General features: G+C 69.3%; 27 protein-coding genes. 11 read left to right on the forward strand and 16 right to left on the reverse strand.

Annotated features, from left to right (window positions below; translation table 11 throughout):
- Nucleotides 1–137: 137 nt before the first annotated feature.
- On the reverse strand, nucleotides 138–1,505 hold the full coding sequence (locus ASG63_RS03610) for a glutamate--cysteine ligase (protein ID WP_056212166.1): 1,368 nt from the start codon (nucleotides 1,503–1,505) through the stop codon (nucleotides 138–140).
- 128 nt (nucleotides 1,506–1,633) lie between these two features.
- Nucleotides 1,634–2,386: a 16S rRNA (uracil(1498)-N(3))-methyltransferase gene (locus ASG63_RS03615; RefSeq protein ID WP_056212168.1), complete on the reverse strand. Its 753-nt coding sequence runs from the start codon at nucleotides 2,384–2,386 to the stop codon at nucleotides 1,634–1,636.
- A 285-nt stretch (nucleotides 2,387–2,671) separates the two neighbouring features.
- On the opposite strand from ASG63_RS03615, the gene ASG63_RS03620 reads away from it, so the two are divergent.
- Complete coding sequence (locus ASG63_RS03620; protein WP_056212170.1) at nucleotides 2,672–3,136, forward strand: hypothetical protein; 465 nt, start codon at nucleotides 2,672–2,674, stop codon at nucleotides 3,134–3,136.
- Nucleotides 3,137–3,187: 51 nt separating this feature from the next.
- Complete coding sequence (gene ubiA / locus ASG63_RS03625) at nucleotides 3,188–4,141, forward strand: 4-hydroxybenzoate octaprenyltransferase (protein WP_056212172.1); 954 nt, start codon at nucleotides 3,188–3,190, stop codon at nucleotides 4,139–4,141.
- A 27-nt stretch (nucleotides 4,142–4,168) separates the two neighbouring features.
- Here the strand turns inward: ubiA and ASG63_RS03630 are convergent, their stop codons facing one another.
- Nucleotides 4,169–4,666 carry a DUF6101 family protein gene (locus ASG63_RS03630; protein ID WP_443189773.1) on the reverse strand — a complete coding sequence of 166 codons (498 nt, stop codon included), beginning with the start codon at nucleotides 4,664–4,666 and terminating at the stop codon, nucleotides 4,169–4,171.
- A gap of 316 nt (nucleotides 4,667–4,982) precedes the next feature.
- On the opposite strand from ASG63_RS03630, the gene ASG63_RS03635 reads away from it, so the two are divergent.
- Nucleotides 4,983–5,810, forward strand: a complete 828-nt coding sequence (locus ASG63_RS03635) for a 3'(2'),5'-bisphosphate nucleotidase CysQ (RefSeq protein ID WP_056212174.1) — start codon at nucleotides 4,983–4,985, stop codon at nucleotides 5,808–5,810.
- A 132-nt stretch (nucleotides 5,811–5,942) separates the two neighbouring features.
- On the opposite strand, the gene ASG63_RS03640 is transcribed toward ASG63_RS03635, so the two are convergent.
- Together ASG63_RS03640 and ASG63_RS03645 are read right to left on the reverse strand one after the other, a co-directional pair.
- Nucleotides 5,943–6,173, reverse strand: a complete 231-nt coding sequence (locus ASG63_RS03640) for a hypothetical protein (protein ID WP_056212176.1) — start codon at nucleotides 6,171–6,173, stop codon at nucleotides 5,943–5,945.
- Nucleotides 6,174–6,381: 208 nt separating this feature from the next.
- Entirely contained in the window at nucleotides 6,382–6,591 is a 210-nt protein-coding gene (locus ASG63_RS03645; protein ID WP_055956856.1) for a cold-shock protein, read from the reverse strand.
- A gap of 289 nt (nucleotides 6,592–6,880) precedes the next feature.
- On the opposite strand from ASG63_RS03645, the gene ASG63_RS03650 reads away from it, so the two are divergent.
- Nucleotides 6,881–7,270 carry a hypothetical protein gene (locus ASG63_RS03650; RefSeq protein ID WP_056212179.1) on the forward strand — a complete coding sequence of 130 codons (390 nt, stop codon included), beginning with the start codon at nucleotides 6,881–6,883 and terminating at the stop codon, nucleotides 7,268–7,270.
- Nucleotides 7,271–7,275: 5 nt separating this feature from the next.
- Here ASG63_RS03650 and ASG63_RS03655 read toward each other — a convergent pair whose 3' ends face one another.
- A complete protein-coding gene (locus ASG63_RS03655) occupies nucleotides 7,276–7,494 on the reverse strand; it encodes a hypothetical protein (protein ID WP_055957152.1) in 219 nt (72 codons plus the stop codon).
- A gap of 168 nt (nucleotides 7,495–7,662) precedes the next feature.
- Between ASG63_RS03655 and ASG63_RS03660 the strand changes: the two genes are divergently transcribed.
- The gene (locus ASG63_RS03660; RefSeq protein ID WP_056212181.1) at nucleotides 7,663–8,238 is read left to right on the forward strand and encodes a type 1 glutamine amidotransferase domain-containing protein; all 576 of its coding nucleotides are present in this window, start codon (nucleotides 7,663–7,665) and stop codon (nucleotides 8,236–8,238) included.
- Between the two features lie 94 nt (nucleotides 8,239–8,332).
- Here ASG63_RS03660 and ASG63_RS03665 read toward each other — a convergent pair whose 3' ends face one another.
- From ASG63_RS03665 to ASG63_RS03690, 6 genes are all read right to left on the reverse strand, one after another.
- Complete coding sequence (locus ASG63_RS03665; RefSeq protein ID WP_056212182.1) at nucleotides 8,333–8,629, reverse strand: hypothetical protein; 297 nt, start codon at nucleotides 8,627–8,629, stop codon at nucleotides 8,333–8,335.
- 369 nt (nucleotides 8,630–8,998) lie between these two features.
- Entirely contained in the window at nucleotides 8,999–9,850 is an 852-nt protein-coding gene (locus ASG63_RS03670) for an NAD(P)-dependent oxidoreductase (protein ID WP_056212184.1), read from the reverse strand.
- 113 nt (nucleotides 9,851–9,963) lie between these two features.
- Nucleotides 9,964–11,166 (reverse strand): pyridoxal phosphate-dependent aminotransferase, encoded by a 1,203-nt coding sequence (locus ASG63_RS03675; RefSeq protein ID WP_056212186.1) that lies wholly within the window; start codon nucleotides 11,164–11,166, stop codon nucleotides 9,964–9,966.
- Nucleotides 11,167–11,419: 253 nt separating this feature from the next.
- Nucleotides 11,420–12,820 (reverse strand): sulfate adenylyltransferase subunit CysN, encoded by a 1,401-nt coding sequence (gene cysN / locus ASG63_RS03680; protein ID WP_056212188.1) that lies wholly within the window; start codon nucleotides 12,818–12,820, stop codon nucleotides 11,420–11,422.
- A gap of 1 nt (nucleotide 12,821) precedes the next feature.
- Entirely contained in the window at nucleotides 12,822–13,778 is a 957-nt protein-coding gene (gene cysD, locus ASG63_RS03685; protein WP_056212190.1) for a sulfate adenylyltransferase subunit CysD, read from the reverse strand.
- Nucleotides 13,775–14,602 (reverse strand): phosphoadenylyl-sulfate reductase, encoded by an 828-nt coding sequence (locus ASG63_RS03690; RefSeq protein WP_056212193.1) that lies wholly within the window; start codon nucleotides 14,600–14,602, stop codon nucleotides 13,775–13,777. Before ASG63_RS03690 ends, cysD begins: the two co-directional genes overlap by 4 nt.
- Nucleotides 14,603–14,868: 266 nt before the next feature.
- Between ASG63_RS03690 and ASG63_RS03695 the strand changes: the two genes are divergently transcribed.
- The 5 genes from ASG63_RS03695 to ASG63_RS03715 all read left to right on the forward strand — a co-directional run bounded on the left by ASG63_RS03695 (nucleotide 14,869) and on the right by ASG63_RS03715 (nucleotide 20,377).
- Nucleotides 14,869–15,375: an Lrp/AsnC family transcriptional regulator gene (locus ASG63_RS03695; RefSeq protein ID WP_056212195.1), complete on the forward strand. Its 507-nt coding sequence runs from the start codon at nucleotides 14,869–14,871 to the stop codon at nucleotides 15,373–15,375.
- A 109-nt stretch (nucleotides 15,376–15,484) separates the two neighbouring features.
- Complete coding sequence (locus ASG63_RS03700) at nucleotides 15,485–17,260, forward strand: diflavin oxidoreductase (RefSeq protein ID WP_056212197.1); 1,776 nt, start codon at nucleotides 15,485–15,487, stop codon at nucleotides 17,258–17,260.
- 129 nt (nucleotides 17,261–17,389) lie between these two features.
- A complete protein-coding gene (locus ASG63_RS03705) occupies nucleotides 17,390–19,195 on the forward strand; it encodes an NADPH-dependent assimilatory sulfite reductase hemoprotein subunit (RefSeq protein ID WP_056212199.1) in 1,806 nt (601 codons plus the stop codon).
- A 218-nt stretch (nucleotides 19,196–19,413) separates the two neighbouring features.
- Entirely contained in the window at nucleotides 19,414–19,611 is a 198-nt protein-coding gene (locus ASG63_RS03710) for a hypothetical protein (protein WP_055956893.1), read from the forward strand.
- A gap of 142 nt (nucleotides 19,612–19,753) precedes the next feature.
- A complete protein-coding gene (locus ASG63_RS03715; RefSeq protein WP_056212201.1) occupies nucleotides 19,754–20,377 on the forward strand; it encodes a TetR family transcriptional regulator in 624 nt (207 codons plus the stop codon).
- A 4-nt stretch (nucleotides 20,378–20,381) separates the two neighbouring features.
- Here the strand turns inward: ASG63_RS03715 and pyrF are convergent, their stop codons facing one another.
- The 4 genes from pyrF to ASG63_RS03735 all read right to left on the reverse strand — a co-directional run bounded on the left by pyrF (nucleotide 20,382) and on the right by ASG63_RS03735 (nucleotide 24,593).
- Entirely contained in the window at nucleotides 20,382–21,077 is a 696-nt protein-coding gene (gene pyrF / locus ASG63_RS03720) for an orotidine-5'-phosphate decarboxylase (RefSeq protein ID WP_056212203.1), read from the reverse strand.
- A gap of 79 nt (nucleotides 21,078–21,156) precedes the next feature.
- Entirely contained in the window at nucleotides 21,157–21,801 is a 645-nt protein-coding gene (locus ASG63_RS03725) for a uracil-DNA glycosylase family protein (protein ID WP_056212205.1), read from the reverse strand.
- Between the two features lie 61 nt (nucleotides 21,802–21,862).
- Complete coding sequence (locus ASG63_RS03730; protein WP_056212206.1) at nucleotides 21,863–24,070, reverse strand: xanthine dehydrogenase family protein molybdopterin-binding subunit; 2,208 nt, start codon at nucleotides 24,068–24,070, stop codon at nucleotides 21,863–21,865.
- 67 nt (nucleotides 24,071–24,137) lie between these two features.
- Nucleotides 24,138–24,593, reverse strand: coding sequence for a (2Fe-2S)-binding protein (locus ASG63_RS03735; RefSeq protein WP_056212209.1), 456 nt, complete (start codon nucleotides 24,591–24,593; stop codon nucleotides 24,138–24,140).
- A gap of 292 nt (nucleotides 24,594–24,885) precedes the next feature.
- Here ASG63_RS03735 and ASG63_RS03740 point away from each other — a divergent pair, with 292 nt between their 5' ends.
- Entirely contained in the window at nucleotides 24,886–26,421 is a 1,536-nt protein-coding gene (locus ASG63_RS03740) for a sensor histidine kinase (protein WP_056212210.1), read from the forward strand.

A 26,421-nucleotide genomic window follows, 5' to 3' on the forward strand; every position in this document is an offset into this window, starting at 1 on the left:
AGGAAGAGTTAGTCCTGGAAACGGCAAAATTGGCGATCCGTTCCAGATACGCAACAGTCAAGCCAGGATAGCGGGTGTTTTCGAGCACCTTCGCGCTTTTGCCGGCGAATGTGCCCGGCTGCGACGGCGCGAGTCGTTCAGAAGACGCATTCGGTGAAGGTAGGCTCCACGGAGCGCTGCCAGCGGCCCTCGTAATCGACGAGGCGCTCCTCGGCGAGGGAGCGTCCGGCGGCGACGATGGCCTCCAGCGGCTGCAGGAAATGGGTCTCGTCCCGCCCTTGAGCGTCGCGTCGCGCCCGGGCGACAAGCCCGGCGCGGGCGATCGTCAGCGCCTCGGCCGCCACCGCCCCGAGGGATCGACCCGCGATGCGGGCGGCCAGACCGAGGCGGGGAACGGTGGCGCGCAGCCCCTCCCGGTCGCAGGCGTTCCAGTTCTTGGCGATGTCCCAGGCCGCCGCAAGCGAGGCTTCGTCGTAGAGCAACCCAACCCAGAAAGCAGCCTGCGCAGCGATCATCGACGGACCGCCCACATCGGATCCGCGCATCTCGATGAAGCGCTTGAGCCGGACCTCCGGGAAGGCGGTCGAAGCGTGGTTGGCCCAATCCGACACCGTCGCGCGCTCCCCCGGCAGCGTCGCGAGCCGGCCGGCCATCAAGTCGCGGAACGAGGCACCGGAGACGTCATGGTAGGTCTCGCCGCGCTTCACGAAGTACATCGGCATGTCGAGCAGCCAGTCGACGTAGGACTCGTAGCCGAAGCCGGGCTCGAAAGCCCGCGGCAGCATGCCAGTGCGGTCGCCATCGGTGTCGCGCCAGATCTCGGACCGGCGCGATAGGAAGCCGTTGGGACGCCCATCCGTGAAAGGCGAATTGGCGAAGAGGGCGGTTGCCACCGGCTGCAGCGCCAGGGCGACGCGCATCTTGGCCACCATGTCGGCCTCGGAGGCGAAATCGAGGTTCACCTGCACGGTGGCGGTACGCAGCATCATGTCCAGGCCGAGGCTGCCGACCTTGGGCATGTACGCCGCCATGATCTTGTAGCGGCTCTTCGGCATCACGGGGGTTTCCTCCCGCGTCCATTTCGGACTCATGCCGAGATCGAGGAAGCCGATGCCGAGACCGTCTGCAACCCGGGTCGTCGCCTCGAGATGCGTCCGCAACTCCGTGGCCGTCGCGTGCACGTCGGCCAGCGGTGCACCGGAGAGCTCGAACTGTCCGCCGGGCTCCAGGGAGATGGCGCCGCCCTCGGCACCGGCGAGACCGATCAGGTGGCCGGCATCCTCGATCGCCTCCCAGCCGGTCTCGCGGCCGAGCCCCTCCAGCAGCGCCCGGATGCCCTTCTCACCCGCATACGGGACCGGGCGGTGTCCGTCGCGGTAGAAGGGCACCTTCTCGTGTTCGGTGCCGATCGCGAAGCGCGCGCGCGGCTTCTCGCCCTCCGCGAACCAGGCGATGAGCTCGTCCCGCGTGGTCAGGGGCGTCGTATCGGACGTGTCGCGCGCCATGCGCTGCCTCTTCAGGAAGGTCGTTCAAAGGAGAGGCGCGCCGGACCGCAGCGGCGTGGCCCCTTACATCGGGTCAACGCGCCTCATAGGCCACGGGACCCGCGCGAACAACGCGGGCAAGCGACGCCTCAGCGAGCGTCGCCGAGCACCGCCTGAACCAGGGCCAGCACCGTCACCGCCGCCGTGTCGGCCCGCAGGATGCGCGGACCGAGGGAGAGGGCCACCGTGTTCGGACGTTCCAGGATCAGGGCGCGCTCGTCCGGTGAAAACCCGCCCTCGGGTCCGACCAGAACCGCGAGAGGCGGGGCGGCTGCGGGATCGGCGGCCTGCCGGAGAGCCAGGATCGGATCCGAAACCGGGGCGTCCTCGTCGCAGAACACGAGCAGACGCAAGGGGTTGAGGTCTGCGAGCGCCGCCGGGAGCTTGGCCGCCTCCTGGATCTCCGGCAGTTCGAGGATGCCGCATTGCTCGGCGGCCTCGATGGCGTTCGCGCGCAGGCGATCGACATTCAGCCGCTCGCTCTGGGTATAGCGAGTGTAGACAGGGCGAAGGGTACCGGCCCCCATCTCCACCGCCTTCTGGGCCAGGTAGTCGAGCCGGGCCGACTTCAACGGCGCAAACAGGTAGTGAAGGTCCGCGCGTGGCGGCTGCTGGCGTGTGCGCTCTCGCACGATCAGGTCCGCGCTCTTGCGCCCGGTCGGGGCGATCTCTGCGCGCCATTCGCCGTCGCGCCCGTTGAACAGGAGAACTGGATCGGAGGGCCCGCGCCGCAGGACGTTGAGGAGGTAGTTCGCCTGCGCCCGGTCGAGGGGCAGCGTCGCTCCGACGGAGAGGTCGGCCTCGACGAAGAGGCGTGGGGCGGTGAAGTCATAAGCAGCCATGCCCGGCGTGGTCGCGTGGGGTGGGTCGGCTGTCAACGGCGCGGTCCCGAACCGCAGCAGCTGATGCAAAGCCGCAACACGCGGCAACATTGCGCCGTAAATCCACGTTCGAATGCGACCCGGCGTTTGCGGCTCGAAAGACGCCACATTCCTATGCCGAAACGAAACCAAGACCGAAAGGCGCGAACTCTTGTGCGCTTCCGGGCACGCATCAGGCCATTCCGCATCCGGTCGCCGGGCTCACCCCCATCGGATCGCGGATGGGGGGAGAAAGGATCTCAAGGCATGTCGTTCAAGACCATCGCGACGCTGGCCGTCGCCCTCGCCGGCACGGCGCTCTTCAGCGAACAGGCCTTCGCGCAGTCCGCCGAGTGCGGCGAGATCCAGCAGACCCTCCAGGCCCGCAAGGACCTGATCGGCAAGGCGAACGCCGCGTCGAACTCGAAGAAGAAGATGACGCCGGCCGAGGCCTGCACCCTGTTCGGCAAGCTCCAGGCCAACGGCACCGCCGGCCTGAAGTGGATCACCGCCAACAAGGAGTGGTGCTCAATCCCGGATTCCTTCGCGGAAGGCTTCAAGGCCGACCACCTCAAGGTGTCGGGCATCAAGACCAAGGTCTGCACCGTCGCGGCCCAGGCCTCCAAGATGGAAGCCCAGGCCCGCGCGCAGGCCCAGAACGGCGGCGGCGGTGGCCTCCTCGGCGGCCCCGGACTCACGGGCAGCCTGAAGATGCCGCAGGGCGCCCTCTGATCCGGTGCTGAAACCTTTCCGGACGAGTCGGCCCGACGCGCCCGTGCGTCCATGGACGGCGTGAGCTCCCCGCATGCGGACCGCCGCGTCGCCGATGCGGTGGCGGGACATTGGGTTGACCGGATCGCGCCGCGCTGGTCCCGGCCCTACCTGCGCCTCGCCCGTATCGACCGGCCGATCGGCTGGTGGCTCCTGCTTCTGCCCTGCTGGTGGTCGGCCTCCCTCGCGGCCATCCGGTCCGGTGCCGCTTTCCCTGACCCGATCCATCTGGCCCTGTTCTTCGTCGGCGCCGTCGCCATGCGGGGTGCGGGCTCGACCTACAACGACATCGCCGATCGGGACCTCGACGCCCAGGTGGAGCGCACCCGCTCGCGCCCCCTGCCCTCGGGCCAGGTCCGGGCGCGCCAAGCCGCCGTTTTCCTCGTGCTGCAGGCCCTGATGGGCCTCGCGGTACTGCTCCAGTTCAACGGTCCGGCGATCGGCGTCGGCATCGCCTCGCTGGTCCCGGTGGCGATCTATCCCTTCATGAAGCGCGTCATGCCGGTGCCGCAGGCGGTCCTCGGCCTCGCCTTCGCGTGGGGCGCGCTGATGGGCTGGGTCGCGGTGTTCGCACGCCTCGATGCGCCGGCCCTGCTGCTCTACGCGGGCACCATCGCCTGGGTGATCGGATACGACACTATCTACGCTGTACAGGATATCGAGGACGACGAGATCGCGGGCATCCGCTCCTCGGCCCGCTTCTTCGGGCGCCGGATGCGGGGGGCAATCGGTCTGTGCTACGGCACCAGCGTCGGCTTCGTCGCGCTCGCTGCGGTCCTGGCGGGCGCAGGCCCCGTGGGCCTGCTCGGCGTCGCCCTGTTCGGCGCCCATCTCGGGCGACAGGTGCTGCGCCTCGACACACGCGACGGGCGCGGTGCCCTAATACTCTTCCGCTCCAATCGGGAAGCGGGACTGATCTTGTTTATCGGCCTCGCGGCGGATGCCGCCGTGACGCACATCCTCTGAGTCTCGCTCGGGATACGGCGACCCGGCTCAGCAGCGGGCGCCGGAGATGATCTCGTTCTCGCCGCGATGGATCAGGGGACGAACCGGCAGTGCGCCGGTCTTGCGGCGGACGAGGAAGCGCGGGCGGCGGCCGTTGAGGAGGCCGTGACGGCGGCGGGTCCGGGTCCGGCCCAGGGCCACCGGGCCGAGCTGGTTCGAGACGCTGGCGAGTTCGCCGTCCTCCTTGACGATCATCCGTGGCAGGCCCGACTTGGCGGCGACGTCACGCCAATGTGCCACGACCTCGTCCTCGCAGAACGGTCCGAGGCGGGTGACGACCCGGCCGGTGGCGTCGACGAGGAGGAGGTCGAAGCGGTCCTCGCCGCAAGCATCCGAATCATCCTCGGCGTAAGCGAGGGCCACGCCGGCGGGCCGCCCCGGGCCCAGGCGGTCGATCACCGGGAGACGCGACAGCGTCAGAACGGGGGCAGCGCCGACGAAGGTGGCATCCGCCGACATGTCGTTCATGTTCGCTAAAGTGTTCATGGCTCGTACACCCTGTTGGCGCCGGCAACCTCTATGGGCCACCCGTCTATGACAAGCAGATTTACGTCTAACCTCCTCAGGCCAGCTTAAGAGTGAGCGTTAAGCGAGTATGGACAAGGGTGAAGCACGTGGAATGCTCAACGCTTCCTTGCTTCGATCTAAGAGATTTGTCCGTATCGACATCTGCGTCGCTCTCCTTGTGACAACCCGCCCGGCATCCTACAACGAAGGAAGCACCGCCCTCCATGCATCCGTGCCGGGGCGACGGGCTCTTCAACAAGCGCCCAGCCTGACCTCCTGAACCGTATGGAGACGCATGTCCGATCCGATCCCCCCGGAAGCCGCACACGCCCTCGTCCCCGCCCTGCGCGAGACGATCCGCGAAGCGGCCGCCCTCGCGTTGCCGTTCTACAAGGCAGGCGGACAGACGGGGGCGCGGGTCTGGTCGAAGGCGGGCGGCTCGCCGGTGACGGAAGCCGACGTGGCGGTGGACACCTTCCTGAAGGTTCGCCTCAGCGCGATGCTGCCCCGAGCAGCCTGGCTCTCGGAGGAGACCAGCGACAATCCGGTGCGGCTCGATGCCGGCCTCGTCTGGATCGTCGATCCCATCGATGGGACCCGCGCCTTCATGTCCGGGCATCCCGATTGGTCGATCGCCGTGGCGCTGCTGTCGGCCGGGCAACCCGTCCTCGGCTTCGTCCACGCGCCCGTGACCGACACCTTCTATGAAGCCATCGCGGGAGCGGGAGCCACCCGCAACGGACAGACCATCACCGTCTCCGGCCAGCGCGCCGTCGAAGGGGCTCGCGTCACCGGTCCGAAGCCGATGATGGACCGCCTGGCCCGGGGCGCCGGGACGAACGGGCAACAGGCCGAGCTCGTCTACGTCGAGCGGGTTCCGTCCCTGGCCCTGCGCGTCGCGCGGGTTGCCGAGGGCTCCATCGATGTCGGATTGGTCTCGCCCCATGCGCGGGACTGGGATCTCGCAGGAGCCGACCTGATCCTGCGCGAGGCGGGCGGCACGGTCAGCGATCTTCAAGGCCGTCCCACGACCTACAACCGTCCGGACCCTGTGCACGGAGAACTCGTGGCCGTGTCCCAGACCTTGCGAAACGACGTCGTGGCGGCGCTGGCACCCCGCTGAAAACGCCGGCGGCGGCGGCGCCCGGGTGTCTCGAAACAGGAAAGCCCAGCACCTGGGCGCTGGGCTCGATCGTAACGTCAGCTCGATGACGAGGCGCGTGGTCCGCCCCGACAGGATCAGGGCGGCCTCGGATCAGTGATGCTCGCGGAGAGCGACCGCCTCTGGGGCCATGCCGAACCGCTCGGCCAGATGCCAGCGCAGTTCGCGGGGCGAATGGTAGTTGTAGGAGGTGTCGATCAGATGGCTGAGGTCGACGGTCTTTGCCTCATGAGCCATGGTTTGCTTCAGGTGACCCACCTTGAAGGTCGCCGCATCGGTGACGGGCGAACGGACGCCGCGGCGTCGGGTATATTCAAACAACATATTTTTCTTGTGTACTTTCAATAACGTGCAGGTTTTGCGTGCCGTGTCTCGGACGCATCGGGCCGGTTGAGCCGCGCGCGTCGTTGGTGTTGCGGGATATGCCGGATGCTAAACCCCTTCTCCCCAGAAGGGTGTCGGTCACCGGCGGCGGAGGCTTCGTGGGAAGCCCTTCAGGGTGACGCCAGCCCGGGGGCTGGCGCCGGGAGCATCAGGCCGCCTGGAGGTTACCAGCCGAGTCCTTGCCGCTGCGCTTGTCGGTCTGAATCTCGTAGGAGATCTTCTGACCCTCAATGAGGTTGCGCATGCCAGCGCGCTCGACTGCGGAGATGTGCACAAACACATCCTTGCCGCCGTCGTCAGGCTGAATGAAGCCGTAGCCCTTGGTCTCGTTGAACCACTTTACAGTGCCGGTATTCACGAAATAGATCCTCGTATCGTTCGTCGATCAACAGCCTGCGTCTGCTCGACACAAGCGGCAGATCCTCTTCGGTAGGCCTGACGGAATCAGCAGGACGTGAGACGCTTGCGGTACAAGATCCCAGCTCACCGATACCCGCTATCTCTCATGTAGTCCGATCATGCGGCGGCAACAAGGCGTTCTACCCGACGGAAACGACCCCGGTTCGGAGCGCCCCTAACGGCGTCCCCTGTGTTATTTGCGCGGCCCAGCGCATATAAGAGTTCCTGAGCAAGCGGTTAGGCGATTCATGGCGGGCATCTCGGTTTCCCTCGAAGGGGCGAACATCCAGCTTTCATTTCAGAAGGACGATCAGGCCACGGCCGTCGTGATGGATGCCCGGGCGGCTCGCGCCCTGGTGCGGGCGGTGGGCCAGCTTCTCACCGCCATCGACGAACCCGACGACAGCGATCTGCCCGAGGACATGTCCGACGAGGAGATCGCGATGCTCGACGTCACGTCGTCGGCGATCGAGATCGGTACGGACGAAAAAGGCCAGGCCGTTGTGGCCCTCCAGGCTGGCGCCCTGCCCCCGTTTCAGCTTCGCCTAACGGACGAAGAGGCCCGTCACGTGGCGACGAGCCTCTCCGAAATCCTGAGTGCACCGCGCGACGTGCGCGCGTCGCACGGGGACCACTGACCCCCCTACATCCGGACGCCGGGATCGGTCGGACCGCCCGGCAGATAATCCGGCTCCGAGCCCGGGCCGGCCGGCTCGTCGATCCCCGGATCGTTGACCGGATACGGCGTGCGCGGCCCCGTCGGTCCGATATCGGGCTGCTCGTCCGGCGGGGGCGGCGTCGGCAGATCGCCCGGAATTCCACCCGGCAGCGGCTCGGGAATCGGCAGGCCGGGATTGGCCATCTCGTGATTGGCCATGCGAAGCCTCCTGTCTGTCTGAGGGATGTGCGGACCAACACGGCCGAGCGCGGCCAGGTTCCCGCGCCCGAAGGGCCCGTCCGTTACCCGTGCGGAACCCGCATCTCACGGGACCTGTTCAGTGCCATATCTTTCGCATTCCGGAGAAAATCCATGTCTGACATCAGGCAGGCCAAGGTCTTAATCCTCGCCACCGATGGCTTCGAGGAGACCGAGCTCACCGTTCCGCAGAGCAGGCTCAAGGAGGTCGGCGCCACCGTGCACGTCGCGGCGCCGCAGTCTCGCACGGCGAAGGAATCCATTCGCGGGTGGGACAAGACCGATTGGGGCAAGAACGTCGCGGTCGACAAGGATCTCGAGTCCGTGTCACCGCAGGACTACGATGCCCTCGTCCTCCCGGGCGGCCAGATCAACCCGGACAAGCTGCGCCTGGAGCCGAAGGCCCTCGCGGTGATCCGCAACTTCGTGGATTCCGGCAAGGTGGTCGCTGCCATCTGCCACGCGCCTTGGCTGCTGATCGAGGTCGGCGCCGCGAAGGGACGCCGGATGACCTCATTCGAATCGATCCGGACGGATGTGGTGAATGCGGGCGCGGACTGGACGGACGAGCCCGTCGTGTCGGACCGGGGCCTGATCACGAGCCGCAACCCTGGCGACCTCGACGCCTTCTGCGCCAAGATCATCGCGGAGATCCAGGACGGCAATCACGCCAGCCGCGCCGCCGCCTGACCGATCCACGATCCCGTCGTCGACGGTCGCACGCCCCGGATTCGGGCGTGCGGTCCGTGGCATGGCCGTCTGACGGGCAGTCGGGACTTTGGTCCTAGCGCTTGACGGCCGTCTTCTGCACCTTCGCCTTCTCGGGCGCCGCACCGGCGAAGAGTTCGGAAAGGTGGCGCTGGTCGAGGGTCTTGGCAAAATCCGCAGCCGGCTCCGCCAGGACGGCAGGCTCTGCGTGCCGCGGCGTGATCGATCCGGTGGTGATCGGGTCGGGAAGCTCCGCCTGAGCGCGGAGCGGAAGGGTCGGCTCGCGCTGCAGGCGCAAGGTCCAGTGAGCGGCGGTGGAGAGCGCAGCGACCGCGAGGATCGCCTTGATGCCGCCCGTCAGGAGGCGTCTCATAGTGGTCTGGCCCGAAACTACGCAGTGGCACACGACCGGTTCCCCGGCCGATCCCTACACTTGCCGAGGATCCTTAACGACCGGGACCGGGATACTGCTGAAGACCGTCCCGGGATGAGACGGGGCCGATGAGGTGGGCCTTGCGCCAAGGCTGCGGTTCCTGTTCCCCGCGTCCCTGACACGCCTGTCGCCACCCGGCCCACTAGGCCTCACAGGAACCATGCAGAGAACTGGTCCGCACCGCCCCGTCACGACAAGCCCCGCTGCCATGCCAAGCCCGAGAGGGTTCGCGAAACCATCGAGCGCCTCGGCAGCAGGGACCGCCGATGTAGGCGGCGCCGATGAAGCCGGCAACCGGCTTCCCCCGCGTCATGACGGCTGCGACGATCCGCACGCCGCCGCGAAGGCTCGCAGGCGGGCGCTGTCACCCGCCTCGTCCGCGCCGGACAGACGCGCATAGAGGTCGGCCGCGCCGGCGAAGACCTGGCGCCCGGCGGCATCGTCACCGAGGAAATCGGCGATCTCGTGCATCTCGGCGACCCAGCGCTGGGCTTTGGGAAGCATGTCGGGCAGGCCGCGGGCGAAGCGCGCGAGGAGAGCCGGCTCGGTTTCGGCGAGCTCCGCCCGCAGGGCTTCGCCGGCGCCCGCCCGTTCGGCCCCCAGCACCATGAGGGCGGCCAGAGCGGTGAGGCCCTTGTTGATGCCCGCATAGGCCATCTTCAGGCCCGAGGCCGCGCCGATACCACCGGTATTCACCCTGAGGTCGACACCGAGGTCGCGAAGAGGTCGCGCGGATTCGGCGGCATCGCCCGACACGTGAAGGCGCGGACCGGGGGTGCCGGGTTTCGGCGGCAGGCCGATGATCGCACCGTCGAGGAAGGCCGCCCCGGTCGGCGCGACGATCCCGGCGATGCGTCGGACCGTCACGACGTTCACCGCGTTGCAATCGACGTAGACGGGCTTGTGCGCCGCCGCCGCGAGGATCGGCGCCAGAGTGATGGCGAGGGCCTCGGCATCGGCCGGCGGGACGATGGAGAGCAGCAGGTCGGCCCGCATCAGGCCGGGCAGGTCGGTGTCGGTCATGCCGGCGGCGAGCGCCCGCGCCCGGGTCCCCGGGCTGCGTCCGTCGAGGACGGTCAGGACTTCGGCGCCGTTCCCGGTGAGGCGCGCTGCGAGCGCGCTCCCCATCGCGCCGGCGGCCAGGATGGCGATCGTCGTCATGGGCACGGACCTCCGAAAACGAGAACGACCGCGCCGCGGCTCTCGGCCGGGGCGCGGTCGTTCGAGGGACGCAAGATCCGGGCGAGGCCCGCGGGCCGCGCCGGACGCCGCCTTCAGCTCAGGGAGCCGCAGAAGCGCTGGATCCGGGTGCAGGCCTCTTCGAGGGCCGCGTTGGAGGTGGCGTAGGAGATGCGCAGGTTGGGGCCGAGGCCGAAGGCCGAGCCGTGGACCGCCGCGACGCCCTCCGCCTGGAGCAGCTCCACCACGAAGTCCTCGTCGGTCGCGATGGTCTTGCCCGCCGGAGTCTTGCGCCCGATGGTCTCGGCACAGGACGGATAGACGTAGAACGCGCCCTCGGGCGTCGGGCACTTGAGGCCCTTGGTCTGGTTCAGCATCGACACCACGAGGTCGCGGCGGGTGTGGAAGGCCTTGCGGAACTCGGCGAGGTGGGCCTGCGTCCCCTCGAGGGCCGCCACCGCGGCCCATTGCGAGATCGTCGAGGCGCCGGAGGTCTGCTGGCCCTGGACGAAGTCCATCGCCTTGATCAGGTGCTCGGGGCCGGCGGCGTAGCCGATGCGCCACCCGGTCATGGCGTAGGCCTTGGAGACGCCGTTCATCGTCAGCGTGCGCTCGTAGAGGCCGGGCTCGATCTGGGCCGGGGTGACGAATTCGAAGTCGCCGTAGGTCAGGTGCTCGTACATGTCGTCGGTGAGCACCCAGACCTGCGGGTGGCGCATCAGCACGTCGGTGATCTTCTTCAGCTCGTCGCGGGCATAGGCCGCGCCGGAGGGGTTCGAGGGCGAGTTGAGGATGATCCACTTGGTCTTGGGGGTGATCACCCGCTCCAGCTCCTCGGGCTGCAGCTTGAAGTCATGGGCCATGTCGGTCTCGGCAAAGACCGGGGTGCCGCCGCACAGCACCACCATCTCCGGGTAGGAGACCCAGTACGGACGCGGGATCACCACCTCGTCGCCGGGGTTCAGGGTGGCGAGGAGGGCGTTGTAGATGACGTGCTTGCCGCCGGTGCCGACGATGGTCTGGGACGGCTTGTAGTCGAGCCCGTTCTCGCGCTTGAACTTCTTGGCGATGGCCTCGCGCAGGGGCACGATGCCGGAGACGGGCGGGTACTTGGTCTCGCCGCGCCGGATCGCCTCGATGGCCGCATCCTTGATGTGCTGGGGGGTGTCGAAATCCGGCTCTCCGACGGAGAGGCTGATCACGTCCATGCCCTGCGCTTTCAGCTCGCGCGCCTTCTGCGTCATCGCGATGGTCGCGGACGGCTTCACGCGGGACAAGGCGTCGGCCAGAAAGCCCATGGGTGGTCACTCCCGTCTGTTTTCGAAGGTCGGATCGAGCGGCGCGGACCCTAGTCGCGCCGTCGCGCACGGGCAAGGGAGATGGGCAAGGGAGATGGGCGAGGGAGATGACCCTCGCCGCATCGATCCCCCCTTGCAAACGGCACCGGCGCGCAGCGAACGCAAACCGCCGCGGCTCCGGGAGGAGCCGCGGCGGTTACGCCGTCGGGGGTGGTCCCGCGGGCCCGGCGCTGCCGGGCCGGGTCCGGACCCGTCAGATCCCGCCGAAGACCCAGCGCAGCTTTGACAGGAAGCCGCCGCCGGAGCGCGTCTCGCGCACCTCCGCGGGCTCGTCCTTGACCGGGGTCGCCGCCGCATCGGCCTGGATCAGGCCGAGGGCCGCCGTGTCGGTGGTCTCGCGGTCGATCAGGATGAAGCCGCCGGTGTCGCGGTTGGCCATATAGGCGTCCACCGCCACCGCCCGGTCGAGGGTCAGGGTCACGTCGGCGATGTCGTTGGCGGTCAGGCGCGCGGCCGGCTCGGGGTTGCCGGTCTCGGGATCGATCCGGGTCCGGATCGTGGTGACGACGGCGTTCACCGTCACGGTCCCGATCTTGGCGAGCAGGGTGGCGCCGGGCAGCAGCTCGGTCTCGGCCGCCCAGAACAGGCGGGCGTCGAGGCTGTCCGTCACCCGCATCGGGGCGTCCGCGGTGACGATCACCGAGCCGCGCGAGGCGTCGATCTCGTCGGCGAGCACCAGGGTCACCGACTGGCCCTCCACCGCATGCGGCAGGTCGCCGTCGGCGGTGACGATGCGGGCGATGGTCGAGGTCCGGCCCGAGGGCTCGACGATGACGGCGTCGCCCGGGGCCACGCGGCCGCTGGCGATCAGACCGGCGAAGCCCCGGAAATCGGAGTTCGGCCGGTTCACCCACTGCACCGCCATGCGGAACGGGGCGGCCTGCTCCTCGACGCGGACCGGGACCTCTTCGAGGTACTGGAGCAGCGGGGTGCCGGTGTACCAGGGTGCGGCGGCGCCCGGCAGCACCACGTTGTCGCCGTTCTTGGCCGAGAGCGGGATCGCCCGGATCTCGCTGAAGCCGAGGGGGCCTGCGAAGGCGTTGAAGGCCGACAGGAGCTCCTCGAACCGGGTCTGCGACCAGCCGACGAGGTCCATCTTGTTCACGGCCAGCGCCACGCGCTTGATCCCCAGCAGGGAGACCAGGAGCGCGTGCCGCCGGGTCTGCCGGGTGAGACCCTGGCGGGCATCCACCAGGATCACGGCCACGTCCGCCGTGGAGGCGCCGGTGGCCATGTTGCGGGTGTACTGCTCGTGGCCGGGGGTGTCCGCCACGATGAAGGAACGCTTGTCGGTGGAGAAGAAGCGGTAGGCGACGTCGATGGTGATGCCCTGCTCGCGCTCGGCCTGGAGGCCGTCCACGAGGAGCGCCAGGTCGATCTCGGCGCCCTGCGTGCCGTGCTTGCGCGAGTCGCGCTGCAGGGCCGTCACCTGGTCGTCGAAGATCTGCTTGGTGTCGTGCAGCAGGCGGCCGATCAGGGTCGACTTGCCGTCGTCGACGGAGCCGCAGGTGATGAAGCGCAGGACTTCCTTGTTCTGGTGGGCGGACAGGAACGCGTCGTAGCCGAAGGCTTCGGGTGACTGGTGGATCGTCATCTTAGAAATAGCCCTCCTGCTTCTTCCGCTCCATGGCGCCCGCGCCGTCCTTGTCGATGACCCGGCCCTGGCGCTCCGAGGTGCGGGCGGCCAGGGTCTCGCCGATGATCTCCGGCAGGGTCGCGGCGCCGCTCTCGACGGCACCGGTCAGGGGATAATCGCCCAGCGTCCGGAAACGGACCGACACCTCCTGGGGCGTCTCGCCGGGGTTCAGCGGCAGCCGGTCGTCGTCGACCATGATGAGCTGGCCCTCGCGCTCCACCACCGGGCGGGGCTTGGCGAAGTAGAGCGGCACGATCGGGATCTGCTCCTGCTCGATGTAGAGCCAGACGTCGAGCTCGGTCCAATTCGAGAGCGGGAACACGCGCAGCGACTCACCGCGCTTCTTGCGCATGTTGTAGAGGTGCCAGGGCTCGGCGCGCTGGCGCTTCGGGTCCCAGCGGTGCTGCGCCGTGCGCAGGGAAACGATGCGCTCCTTGGCGCGCGAGGCCTCCTCGTCGCGCCGCGCGCCGCCGAAGGCCGCGTCGAACTTGTGCTTGTCCAGGGCCTGGCGCAGGGCCTGGGTCTTCATCACGTCGGTGTGCACCTCCGAGCCGTGGCTCACCGGACCGATGCCGCGGGCGAGACCGTCCTGGTTGGTGTGCACGATGAGGTCGAGGCCGAGTTCCTTCGCGCGCTGGTCGCGGAAGGCGATCATCTCCTTGAACTTCCAGGTGGTGTCGATGTGCATCAGCGGGAACGGCAGGCGCCCCGGCGCGAAGGCCTTCAGCGCCAGGTGCAGCAGCACCGAGGAATCCTTGCCGATGGAATAGAGCATCACCGGGTTCTCGGTCTCGGCGACCGTCTCCCGCATGATGTGGATGCTCTCGGCCTCCAGGCGCTGCAGGTGGGTGAGCCGGGCGGACCGGCTCGCCCCTTGGGCGGTGGCCGCGTGGGTGGTGAGGGGGGCGGCGCTCATCGGGCCATCTCCAGGGCGTTCGAGGTTCGGGTCGTTTCGAAGGCGGCCGCTTCCTGGCCGGGCGCGACATTCCGTTCGGGCGATCGCTCGTCGGGTGGCTGCTCTTCGGGGGCGTGGACGTGCAAGCCGCATTCCTTCTTGGACGCCTGTTCCCACCACCAGCGGCCGGCGCGCTCGTCCTCGCCGACGCGGATCGCCCGGGTGCAGGGCGCGCAGCCGATGGAGGGAAAGCCGCGATCGTGCAGCACGTTGTAGGGCACGTAATTGTCCGCGACGAAGCGCTCGACGTCGGCGCGGGACCAGTCGGCCAGGGGGTTGATCTTCAGGAGGCCGCGGCCCTCGTCGGCCTCGGCCAGGGGCGTGTCGGCCCGGTTGGCCGACTGCCCGGCCCGCAGGCCCGTGAGCCAGCCGGCGGCCCCTGCGAGGGCCCGGCCCAGGGGCTCGACCTTGCGGAAGCCGCAACAGGCCTGCCGGGCGGCGACCGAGTGGCGGAACCCGTTGATGCCGGACTCGGCCACGAAGCGCTCCTCGGCCTCGCGCTCGGGCGCATAGGCGCGGATGCGGATGCCATAGGCCGATTCGGTCTCGGTCCAGGTGTCGTAGGTCTCGGGGTAGAGCCGCCCGGTGTCGAGGGTGACGATCTCGGTCCGGCCCTTGTGCATCGCGACCGCGTGCGTGAGCGCCTGGTCCTCGATGCCGAGGCTGGTGGTGAACACGAGCCGGCCCGGCACCGTCGCCTCGATCAAGGCGATCCGGGCCTTCAGGTCGCGGCCCGCCATCGCGGACGCGAGGTCCCGCGCCGCGTGTTCCAGTTGAGAGCTCATGAGAGACTTCGCGATGTACCGTGGTGGAGGTGGCTTGATGGCGAATGTGGCGATGTGACTTGTCTGGCACCTGAAATGTTCGCTATAACGAACGCTGTCAAGGCATGGCGGCCATCGATACCGGGCAACTCCCCGGTGCCGCGCCCCCATTGCCGAAACGGGCCGCAGGGGCATTCTGTTGCTCGACGAAGGAAATTCCTTCTCATTATGCGGCCACGATGTGCCGACCAGCACGTCGCCGCGTCTCACGAACCCGCGAGGCCAGCTTGGATTCGATCGACCTGAAGATCCTGGCGCTGCTGCAGCAGGACGCCACCCTGTCCATCGCCACCATCGGCGAGAAGGTCGGCCTGTCGCAGACGCCCTGCTGGAAGCGCATCCAGCGGCTGGAGGCGGACGGCGTCATCGATCGGCGCGTCGCCGTGCTCGATCCGGTGAAGCTCGGCCTGGGCCTCACCGTCTTCGTCTCCATCGAGACGGCGGATCACTCGCGCGAATGGCTGGAACGCTTCGCCGAGACCGTCTCGGCCATGCCGGAGGTGCTCGAGTTCTATCGCATGGCCGGCGACGTGGATTACATGCTCCGCGTCGTCGTCGCCGATATGCGCGCCTACGATACGTTCTATAAGCACCTCATCGCGACTCTGCCCCTCAAGAACGTGACCTCCCGGTTCGCGATGGAAAAGGTCAAGTCCACCACCGCCCTGCCCCTTCCGGCCCCGCCCGCCAACGGACGCTTCACGCCGACGCTGTCGGTGGTGGCCGGGGAATAAAATTCTCTTTCGCCCTGCACACGCAGGCAGCTCCTTCTACCGTGACGTCGTTCTGTAAAACGGACAACCCCGTTGACAGCCGGCCTCTCAGGACGACATGGCTTCCCACATGGCACGACACGCGATCATTCCCCGCACGGCTCCCTTCGGCGACACCGAACGCGCGAGCCTCGACGCCGTCCTCGGCGCCGCCTCCCCGATTCAGCGGGCTTGGCTCGCGGGCTTCCTCGCCGGCCTCGACGCCAGCGGTGCGCCGCAGGCCGCCACCGTCCCGGCCGCGCCGCCCAAGGCCGCCGAGCCGCTGACCATCCTGTTCGCGAGCGAGTCGGGCAACTCCGAGAAGCTCGCCGGCGACATGGCCAAGCTCGCCCGCAAGAACGGCTTCAAGCCGAAGGTCCTCGACTTCGCCGAGCTCGAGATCGCCAGCCTCGCCAAGGAGAAGCGCATCGTCGCCATCGCGGCGACCTGGGGCGAAGGCGAGCCGCCGGCCCGGGCCGTGCGCGCCTACAACGAACTGATGGCCGACGGTGCGCCGCGCCTCGACGGCGTGTCCTTCGGCGTGCTGTCCCTCGGCGACACCTCCTACGCGGAGTTCTGCGCCATCGGGAAGGCGCTCGATGCCCGCTTCGAGGCCCTGGGGGGCACCCGGGCCCATGACCGCGCCGACCTCGACCTCGATTTCGAGACGCCGGCCGCCGCCTGGATCAAGGATACCCTCAAGGCACTGGCGCCGCCCCCGAGCGCCGACAACGTCGTGGCGGTGGACTTCGCCGCGCGCGCTGCCGGCGACGAGGAAGAGGAGGCCGAGCCGAGCCGCGAGCCCCGGGTCGTGGAGGTCATCGACCACGTCAACCTGAACTCGTCGCGCTCCGACAAGGAGACGATCCACCTCGCCCTCGAATTCGAGGACGGCGCCCCCGCCTACGAGCCCGGCGATTCCCTGGAGATCTATCCGGAGAACGACCCGGCCCTGGTGGACGAGATCCTGGCGGCCACCGGCCTGTCCGGCGACGCGGCCCTGCGCCAGGCCCTGCTGGCCGAGCGCGACATCACCACCCTGTCGGCCACCACCGTCGAGCGCTTCGTCAAGGCGACGGGCCATGCCGAGGCGCAGAAACTCATCGACAGCGGCGAGGCCAAGGCCTGGATCGAGGGGCGCCACCTCATCGACCTCATCCAGAGCTTCCCGGCCACCGTCACGGCCGAGCACCTCACCACCATCACCCGGCCCCTGCCGCCGCGGGCCTATTCCATCGCGTCCTCGCGCAAGGAGGTGGGCGACGAGGTCCACCTCGTGATCGCGGCGGTGCGCTACGAGACCCACGGCCGGGCGCGCAGCGGCGTCGCCTCGACCCACGTGGCCGACCGGATCCGCAACGGCGCCAAGCTGCGGGTGAAGCTGAAGCCCAACCGGCACTTCCGCCTGCCGCAGGACCCGGCCACCGACATCATCATGGTCGGCCCCGGCACCGGTGTCGCGCCGTTCCGCGCCTTCGTGCAGGAGCGCCGCGCCGTCGAAGCGCCCGGCCGCTCGTGGCTGTTCTTCGGCGACCGGCACTTCACCCACGACTTCCTGTACCAGCTCGAGTGGCAGGAGGCCCTGGAGGACGGGTCGCTGTCGCAGATCGACGTGGCCTTCTCGCGCGACCAGCCCGAGAAGGTCTACGTGCAGGACCGGATCGCCCAGCACGCCAAGGAGGTCGTCGCCTGGCTCGACGGCGGCGCCAGCTTCTACGTCTGCGGCGATGCCACCCGGATGGCCAAGGACGTGCGCAACGCCGTGGTGAAGGCCTTCCAGGACGTGAAGGCCCTCAGCCCCGCCGAGGCCGAGGCCGCCGTCGCCGCCCTGGAGCGCGCCCACCGCTACCAGCAGGACGTCTACTGAGACCCCTCCCTCCCCCTTGTGGGGAGGGACCAAGGTGGGGGTGGTGCAGGATCGAGCGCTCGCGGTGCCTCCTGCACCACCCCCACCTCCAACTCCTCCCCACAGGGGGGAGGAGAGTTCCCGAACCGGATGCCCGCCATGGCCGACAAGACCACCACCCGCACCTACGAGACCCCGCCCACCGACCGCCCGATCTCGGAAGCGGAAGCGGCGCGCGCCGCGGGCCTGGCCGCCAACGAACACATCAAGATCGCCAGCGGCTACCTGCGCGGCACCCTGACGGACGGCCTCCTCAAGCACGCCACCGGCGCCATCTCCGAGGATGACGGTCAGCTCGTGAAGTTCCACGGGATGTACCTGCAGGACGACCGCGACATCCGGGCCGAGCGCACCAAGAAGAAGCTCGAGAAGGCCTACAGCTTCATGATCCGCCTGCGCATCGCCGGCGGCGTCGTCACCCCGAAGCAGTGGCTGGCGCTGGACGAGATCGCCACGACCTATGCGGGCGGGGCGCTCCGGGCGACCACGCGCCAGACCTTCCAGTACCACGGCGTCATCAAGTCGAACCTGAAGCGCACGATGGCGGCCATCGACGCGACGCTCCTCGACACCATCGCCGCCTGCGGCGACGTCAACCGCAACGTGATGGCGGCGACCAACCCGGCCCAGACCGGCGCTCACAAGGCCGCCTACCAGCTCGCCAAGGACATCTCGGACTCGCTCCTGCCCAAGACCAGCGCCTGGCGCGAGATCTGGCTCGACGGCGAGCGCGTGGTCGGCGGCGAGGACGCGGCGGAGATCGAGCCGATCTACGGCAAGACCTACCTGCCCCGGAAGTTCAAGACCGTGGTCGCCGTGCCGCCCTCCAACGAGGTCGACATCTTCGCCCACGATCTCGGCTTCATCGCCATCCTCGACGAGAAGGGCGGGGTGACGGGCTGGAACGTCACGGTGGGCGGCGGCATGGGCATGACCCACGGCGAGACCGACACCTTTCCGCGCACCGCCGACGTGATGTGCTTCGTGGCGCCGGAGGATGCCCTGAAGGTGGCGGAAGCCGTGATGACGGTGCAGCGCGACTGGGGCAACCGCAAGGTCCGCAAGAACGCCCGCCTGAAGTACACCATCGAGCGCTACGGGCTCGCCGCGTTCCGGGCCGAGGTGGAGACGCGCGTCGGCAAGCCGCTCGCCGACCCGAAGCCCTTCGCCTTCACGGCCAACGGCGACCGCTACGGCTGGACCGAGGGTGACGACGGGCGCCACCACCTCACGCTCTACGTCGCCTCGGGCCGGATCAAGGACTACGAGAACGGCCCGCAGCTGCTCACCGGCCTGCGCCGGATCGCCGAGATCCACGAAGGCGACTTCCGCCTCACCGGCAACCAGAACGTCATCATCGCCAACGTGCCGTCCGAGAAGCGGGCGGAGATCGAGGCCCTGGTGGACCAGTACGGCATGCTGAAGGGCGCCAGCGCCCTGCGCCGCAACTCCATGGCCTGCGTCGCCCTGCCGACCTGCGGCCTGGCCCTGGCCGAGAGCGAGCGCTACCTGCCGAGCCTGATGGGCGAGCTGGAGGCGAGCCTCGCCTCCCACGGCCTGCAGGACGACGAGATCACCATCCGGATGACCGGCTGCCCCAACGGCTGCGCCCGGCCGTTCATCGCCGAGATCGGCCTCGTCGGCCGCGGGCCCGAGCGCTACCACCTCTATCTCGGGGCGGCCTTCGACGGCTCGCGCCTCGGCAAGCTCTTCGCCGAGGATGTCACCGCCTCCGAGATCAAGACCCTCCTCGACCCGCTCTTCGCCGCCTATGCCCGGAACAAGCAGGCCGGCGAACGGTTCGGCGATTACCTGATCCGCGACGGCTACGTGACCCGGACGACCAACGGCCCGGATTTCCACGACAGCACGGGCGCGCTGAAGAGCGCCGCCTGATCCCGGAGCGCCCGGGCTCCGTGACGCCGGGAGGCCATCCCCCCCGCGGCCACGGACCCGGCGGCAATCTCCGCAAGACCAGGATAGTTGCGGCGCACCATCGAACAGTGCGGCGCGGGGACGCCCAAAGCTAACGGTCAAGCTCGAACTTCGTTAACCGGGAGCGCAACCGTTCCCGTGCCGGCCCGTTGTCTGGTGAGACAGCCGGGGAGGCCCTCATGGCCAAGCATGAGATCTTGAATTTCTTCGAACATCGGCGCGACGGCGCCTGGGTCTGCGTGAAGCCCTTCACGTTGACGACCAAGAGCAGCAGCGTCGACATCCGCCAGGGCATGCGCTTCGACTACGGCAAGCGGATCGGCGGCGTCGATCTGGCCGAGTACCTGGAACAGCTGGGCTCGCAGTTCGGATCCTGATCCGTTCCGATCCAGTTCCAACCCGAAACTGTCCGGCGTCGCGCGGTGCCGGGCCGCGTCGTGCGTCGGCAGGCCATCGGCGAGGGACGGTAGGGCGCGGCGTATTTTTGACGCCAGCGTGGCAACAGCCTAGTTAAACGCCATGACCCGTACAGCGGCCCTCGTCCGCGACATCCCCGACGAAGCGGCCCCCACCACGCGCTGCCGCATTCTCGCGACGGCGGAAGAGGCGTTCCGGCTCGTCGGCTACCAGAAGACCACCGTCGCCGACATCGCCAAGACGCTGCGGATGAGCCCGGCCAACGTGTACCGCTTCTTCGAGTCGAAGAAGGCGATCCACGAGGCCGTCATCAAGCGCCTGATGGACGACACGGAGCAGCGGGTGGCCCAGGCCGCCGCCGCGCCGGACCGGACCGCCGCCGCGCGGATCGCCGGGGTCGTCACGGTCATGCACCAGGCCTGCGTCGAGCGTTGCGAAGCGAACCCGCGCCTCCACGAGATGGTGGAAGCGGCCATCACCGAGAGTTGGGACGTCTGCCGCGCCCATGTGGACCAGATCGGCTCGGTCCTGCGCGAACTCGTCCAGGCGGGGGTGGCGGCCGGCGAGTTCGACGTCGCCGATCCGTCGACCGCGGCGGCCTGCATCCATACCGCCGTCATCCGCTACTGCCATCCCGCCCTGGTCAGCCATTACCCGGACGCGGGTGCCCCGCCCCTCGACGCGATGATCGTATTCCTGCTGGGAAGCCTGCGCGCCAGGAGCTGAACCCCTATCGCATCTCCGCGACGATGCCCTGCGCCACCGCGCGGGGGTCCGCCGCCTGGGTGATGGGACGCCCCACCACGACGTGATCGATCCCGATCCGGCGCGCCTCGCCGGGCGTCATGACGCGCTTCTGGTCGCCCGCCTCGGCGCCCGCCGGCCGGATGCCGGGGGTGACGATGGCGCGGTCCGCCCCGATCCGGGCGCGCACCGCCGGGGCCTCGGCGGCGCTGCAGACGATGCCGTCGATCCCGGCCTCCGCCGCCTGGCCGGCGCGCCGGGCCACGAGGTCCGCCACCGGCAGGGCATAGCCCGCCTCCACCGCATCGGCGTCGTCGTAGGAGGTCAGCACCGTGACGGCGAGGATCCGGGGGCCGTTCGCACCCCGGCCCCGGATCGCCGCCCGCATGGTCTGCGGATAGGCGTGGACGGTGAGGAAGGTGGCGCCGAGGTCGGTGAGGGCCCGGACCCCCTCCTCCACGGTGTTGCCGATGTCATGGAGCTTGAGGTCGAGGAAGACCTTGTGGCCGGCGGCGGCGAGGCGCGGCACCAGAGCGAGCCCGCCCGCATAGGCCAGCCGGTAGCCGATCTTGTAGAAGGTCGCCGCATCGCCGATCCGGTCGACCAGACGTTCGGCCTCGTCCACGGTGACCACGTCGAGGGCGACGATCAGGCGGTCGCGCGGGTCCAGCAATGCGGTCATGGAGCTCTCCAGTTTCGCCGCGAGCGATCCCGCGCAGGGCCGTTCCTGTCAACGGGCGATCCCCCCGGGGGGAACGCCGTCAACGGGGCGCCATCGCCCGCGCCACCTCCGCCTTGAGGACCGGCAGCAGCTCGGCCTCGTACCAGGGATTGGCCTTGAGCCAGCCGCTGTTGCGCCAGGAGGGATGGGGCAGCGGCAGAACCCGCGGCGTGCCGGGGCTCGCCAGGATCTCGCGCCAGCGCCGGACCGTGTCGGTGAGCCCGGCCTTGGAGCGGCCGAGATGCCAAGCCTGCGCGTATTGCCCGATCACCAGGATGAGTTCGAGGTTCGGCAGGCCGGCGAACAGCTCGTCCCGCCAGCGCTCGGCGCATTCCCGGCGCGGGGGTTTGTCGCCCCCCTTCGCGTCGTAGCCGGGAAAGCAGGCCCCCATGGGTACGATGGCAAGGCGGCGCGCGTCGTAGAAGGCCGCTTCGTCGAGGCCGAGCCAGTCCCGCAGGCGGGTGCCCGAGGGATCCATGAAGGGGATGCCGCTCTTGTCGGCCCGGTTGCCGGGTGCCTGGCTCGCGACGCAGAGCCGGGCCGAGGCCAGGCCCTGGACGATGGGGCGCGGCTCCTGCGGCAGGGGCGCGCCGTAGTGCGGCGCATCCCGGCAGATCCGGCAGGCGCGCAGGCGCGCCACGGTGGCGTCGAAGGGCGTCTCGGTGGGCTTGATCTCGGAGAGCATGATGCCCTCCGAGATAGGCGGCGCCGGAGCCGCGGGCGAGAGCCCGTGTCGTCGCGCCGGCTCAGGCCCCCTTCAGGCCGCTGAGGTCGAGGGGCAGCGAACGCAGGCGCTGGCCGGTGGCGGCGAAGATCGCATTCGAGATCGCCGGGGCGATGACGGGCACGCCGGGCTCGCCGATGCCGGTGGGCGCCGCGGTGGAGGGCACGATGTGGACCTCGACCACCGGCATCTCGCTCATCCGGGTCGGCTCGTAGGCGTCGAAGTTCTTCTCCTGCACCACGCCGTCCTTGAGCGTGATCTTGTTGCGCAGGACCGAGGACAGGGCGAAGCCCACGGCGCCCTCGACCTGGGCGCGGATCACGTCCGGGTTGACCGCGATGCCGACATCCACCGACGCCACGATGCGGTTCACCTTCACCTTGGCGTCCTCGGCCGTCACGTCCGCCACCATGGCCACGTAGGAGCCGAAGGATTCGTGCGCCGCGACCCCGAGGCCGCGATTCTTGTCGGCGCCCTTCTTCGGATCCCAGCCGGCCTTCTCGGCGGCGAGCTTCAGGGTGGCGGAGAGGCGCGGCGCGCCCCCCAGCAGCCCGAGGCGGTAGGCGACGGGATCGGCGCCGGCCGCGTGGGCGAGCTCGTCGATGAACACCTCCATCGCCTGGGCGGTGTGGGTGTGGCCCACGGAGCGCCACCACAGCACCGGCACGCCCTCGCGGGCGTTGTGGACCTCGAAGCGGTAGGCGGGCAGCGCGTAGGGGGTGTCCGAGGCGCCCTCCACCGTGGTCGCGTCGACGCCGTCCTTCACGATCATGGTCTCGAAGGCGGTGCCGATCATGATCGACTTGCCGATGGTCCGGTGCTCCCAGCCCGTGATCCCGCCCTTGGCGTCGAGGCCGGCGCGGAGGCGGTGGACCACCATCGGCCGGTAGAAGCCGCCGGCCATGTCGTCCTCGCGGGTCCAGACGAGGTGGACGGGAGCCTTGCCGCCGGTGGCGCGGACGATGGAGGCGGTCTCGGCGAAGTAGTCGGCGCCCGGGGTCGCGCGCCGGCCGAAGGAGCCGCCGGCCCATTGCGTGTGCAGCCGGACCTTGTCGGTGGTCACCCCGAGCGTGGCCGCCACCACGGCCTGCTCGATCGTCTGGAGCTGGCAGCCGGCGAAGACGTCGTAGGTGCCGTCCGAGGCCTTCTCGATGGTGGCGTTCAGGGGCTCCATCGCCGCGTGGGCGAGGTAGGGGAAGGTGAACTCGGCCTCCAGCACCTTGGCCGAGCCGGCGATCGCGCCAGCGGCGTCGCCCTTCTTCGAGGCGACGAGGCCGGGCGTCTCCAGGCGCTTGCGGTGATCAGCCAGGATCGCGTCGGACGAGCGGGTCTCGGCCGCGCTGTCGTCCCAGGTGATCTTGAGCGCCTCGCGGCCCTTCATGGCCGACCAAGTGTCACGCGCCAGCACCGCGACGCCGGTGGGGATCGTGAGCACGTCGACCACGCCCGCCACCGCGCGGGCGGCCTTGTCGTCGACGGTCTTCACGGTGCCGCCGAAGCGGGGCGCATGGGCCACCACCGCGGTCAGCTGCCCGGGGCGGCGGATGTCGAGGGAGTAGATCGCCGTGCCGTCGGTCTTGGCCACCGAATCGGTCCGCGGCACCTTCTTGCCGATGAGGGTGAACTGGCTCGCCTCCTTGAGGCGCGGTTCCTTCGGCACCGGCTGAGCCGCGGCGGCTTCCGCGAGTTCGCCGAACCGGGCCTGCCGGTTCGAGGCCGCGTGGCGCACCGTGCCGGATTCGACCGTGATCTCGGAGGCCGGGACCGTCCAGCGCTCGGCGGCCGCCGCCACCAGCATGGCGCGGGCGGCCGCCCCCGCCTTGCGCAGCTGGACCCAGGAATTGGCGATGGCGGTGGAGCCGCCGGTGCCCTGGACGGGGCCGAAGGCGAAGTTGTTGTAGAGCGTGGCGTCGGCCGGCGCGAAGGTGGTGCGGATGGTGGCCCAGTCCGCATCGAGCTCGTCGGCCAGGATGGTGGCGAGGCCGGTGGTGTTGCCCTGGCCCATGTCGAGGTGCTTGATCACCACCGTCACGGTGTCATCGGCGGCGATCCGCACGAAGGCGTTCGGCATCGGCGGCAGGGCCGAGAGGTCGGGGCCGGGGGCGGCCTGGGCGAACTTCGCCGGGTCGAGGGTGAAGCCGATGACGAGGGCCCCGGCGGCCACGGCGCCTCCGCCCAGGAAGGCGCGGCGGGACGGCACGGGCGGGGCGGCCTGACGGACCTTCAGCATGGGGGGCTCCAGTTCAGACGCGAGAGTCGGAAAGATCGGGAATTCGGGGTCGCGGCGGGCCTGAGGCTCAGGCGAGGGTTCGCGCCGCCTCGTGGATCGCCGCGCGGATGCGCTGGTAGGTGCCGCAGCGGCAGACGTTGCCATCCATGGCCCCGTCGATGTCGGCATCGGTGGGCTTCGGGTTCCCGGACAGGAGGCCGATCGCCGACATGATCTGGCCGGACTGGCAGTAGCCGCACTGGACCACGTCGAGGCCGCGCCAGGCGGTGCGCACCGCTTCGGCGACCTTGCCGGAGACGCCCTCGATGGTGGTGATCTGGGCCGCCCCCACATCGCCGATGCGGGTCTGGCAGGCGCGGACGGGCTGGCCGTCGAGATGGACCGTGCAGGCGCCGCACTGGGCGATGCCGCAGCCGTACTTGGTGCCGGTCTGGTTGAGGTGGTCGCGCAGCGCCCAGAGGAGCGGCATCTCCGGGTCGGCATCGACCTCGTGGGAGACCCCGTTGACGGTGAGTTTCAGCATCTCGGCCTCCCGATCGCAGTTTGGAATGAGGCTAAGCGTTGCTTGATCGTAACCATGTGCGGCAGCACACCCCGCCAGACCGCATTCCATCGCCGCGCCGTGGCCGCGCGCCCCTGAAATCCTTGCCGGAATCCTGTTCACAGGCCGCCGCCGCGGTGCGGATTCCGACAATCCGCCCGGTTCCGGCAGGCGCTTCTTAACATATCCGGCGCAGGTTCCGAGCGGTTGTATCCCGGCCTCTCCGCGGTCCCGATCTCGACCGCGACGCCCCCTCCGACTCCTCGCGACGGTGATGACCGACCTGACTGCCGAGATGATTCAGCGCGGCCGCGGCCCCTCCGCCCAGGAGGCGGCCCGTCGACGCGAGGTCGCGCGCGACATGCGATCGGCGCGGGAGAAGCTCACCTCGACGAGCGGGCTGGAACGTGCCTTCGACTACGAGCTGATCCGGGTCTACGCGCAGTACCGATCGGGCGCGGTCATCCCCCTGGCGCTGCTCGGCCTCGCGGTGGCGGGGATCGCGGCGGTCTGGACCCCGCCGGCCCTCGCGGCGGGCTGGGGGCTGTGCCTCCTGGCGACGGTGACGGTCTCCAAGCTGCTCACGCGCCGCTTCCTGGCCCAGGACCCGGACCTGGTCTCGGTGCGGAGCTGGCGCCGCACCTTCATGGCCGCGGAGTTCCTCCAGAGCACGGCCTGGGCGATGATGGTGCTGGTCGGCGCCTCCGGGGCGCGGACCTTCGTGCTGTTCGGCCTCGTCATCGTGGCCGCCATGGCGACGATGCTGGCCGCGACCCTGCCGGCCGCCGCCGGGGCCGCCCTGGTGCCCCTGTGCATCGCCGCCCTCTCGCTCCTGGCGGTGTCCCAGGACATGAACACGATGATGCTGGTCACCATGGTGGTCGGCGCGCAGCTGTTCTTCCTCGGCCTCGGGCGCCGCGTCTACGCCTCCACGGTGGAGGCATTGCAATCCCAGGCGGAGAAGGATTCTATCTTCGGCGAGCTCGAGCAGGCCAAGGCCAATTCCGACGAGGCCCGCCGCCGCGCCGAGGAGGCCAACCTCGCCAAGTCCCGCTTCCTGGCCACCATGAGCCACGAGCTGCGCACGCCGCTCAACGCCATCCTGGGCTTCTCCGAGGTGATGAAGAACGAGGTGTTCGGCGTCCACGTCGCGCCCTCGTACAAGGAATACGCCTCCGACATCCACGACAGCGGAATGCACCTTCTCAACCTGATCAACGAGATCCTCGACCTCTCGCGCATCGAGGCCGGGCGCTACGAGCTCAACGAGGAGGCGGTTCAGCTCGGGCACGCCGTGGAGGAGTGTCGCCACATGATGAGCCTGCGCGCCCGCGGCAAGAACCAGGTCGTCCACGAGTTCATCGACGGCAGCCTGCCCCGGCTCTGGGCCGACGAGCGGGCCCTGCGCCAGATCGTGCTGAACCTCCTCTCGAACGCGGTGAAGTTCACGCCGCCGGGGGGCGAGATCACCATCAAGGTCGGCTGGACCTCGTCCGGGGGCCAGTACGTCAGCGTCAAGGACAGCGGCCCCGGCATCCCCGAGGACGAGATCGGCACCGTGATGTCGTCCTTTGGACGCGGGTCGCTGGCGATCAAGACGGCCGAGCAGGGCTCGGGTCTCGGCCTGCCCATCGTGAAGGGCCTCGTCGACCTGCACGGCGGCAATTTCCAGCTGAAGTCGAAGCCCCGCGAGGGCACCGAGGTCGTGGTGATCTTCCCCGCGAGCCGCGTGATGGAGACCCTGCCGGCGCTGGAAGTACCGGGGGAATCCCAGGCCGCCCCCGCCGAGAAGCGTGCCCGGGCCGCCTGA

This window comes from Methylobacterium sp. Leaf94, from assembly GCF_001426045.1.
Lineage (GTDB): Bacteria > Pseudomonadota > Alphaproteobacteria > Rhizobiales > Beijerinckiaceae > Methylobacterium.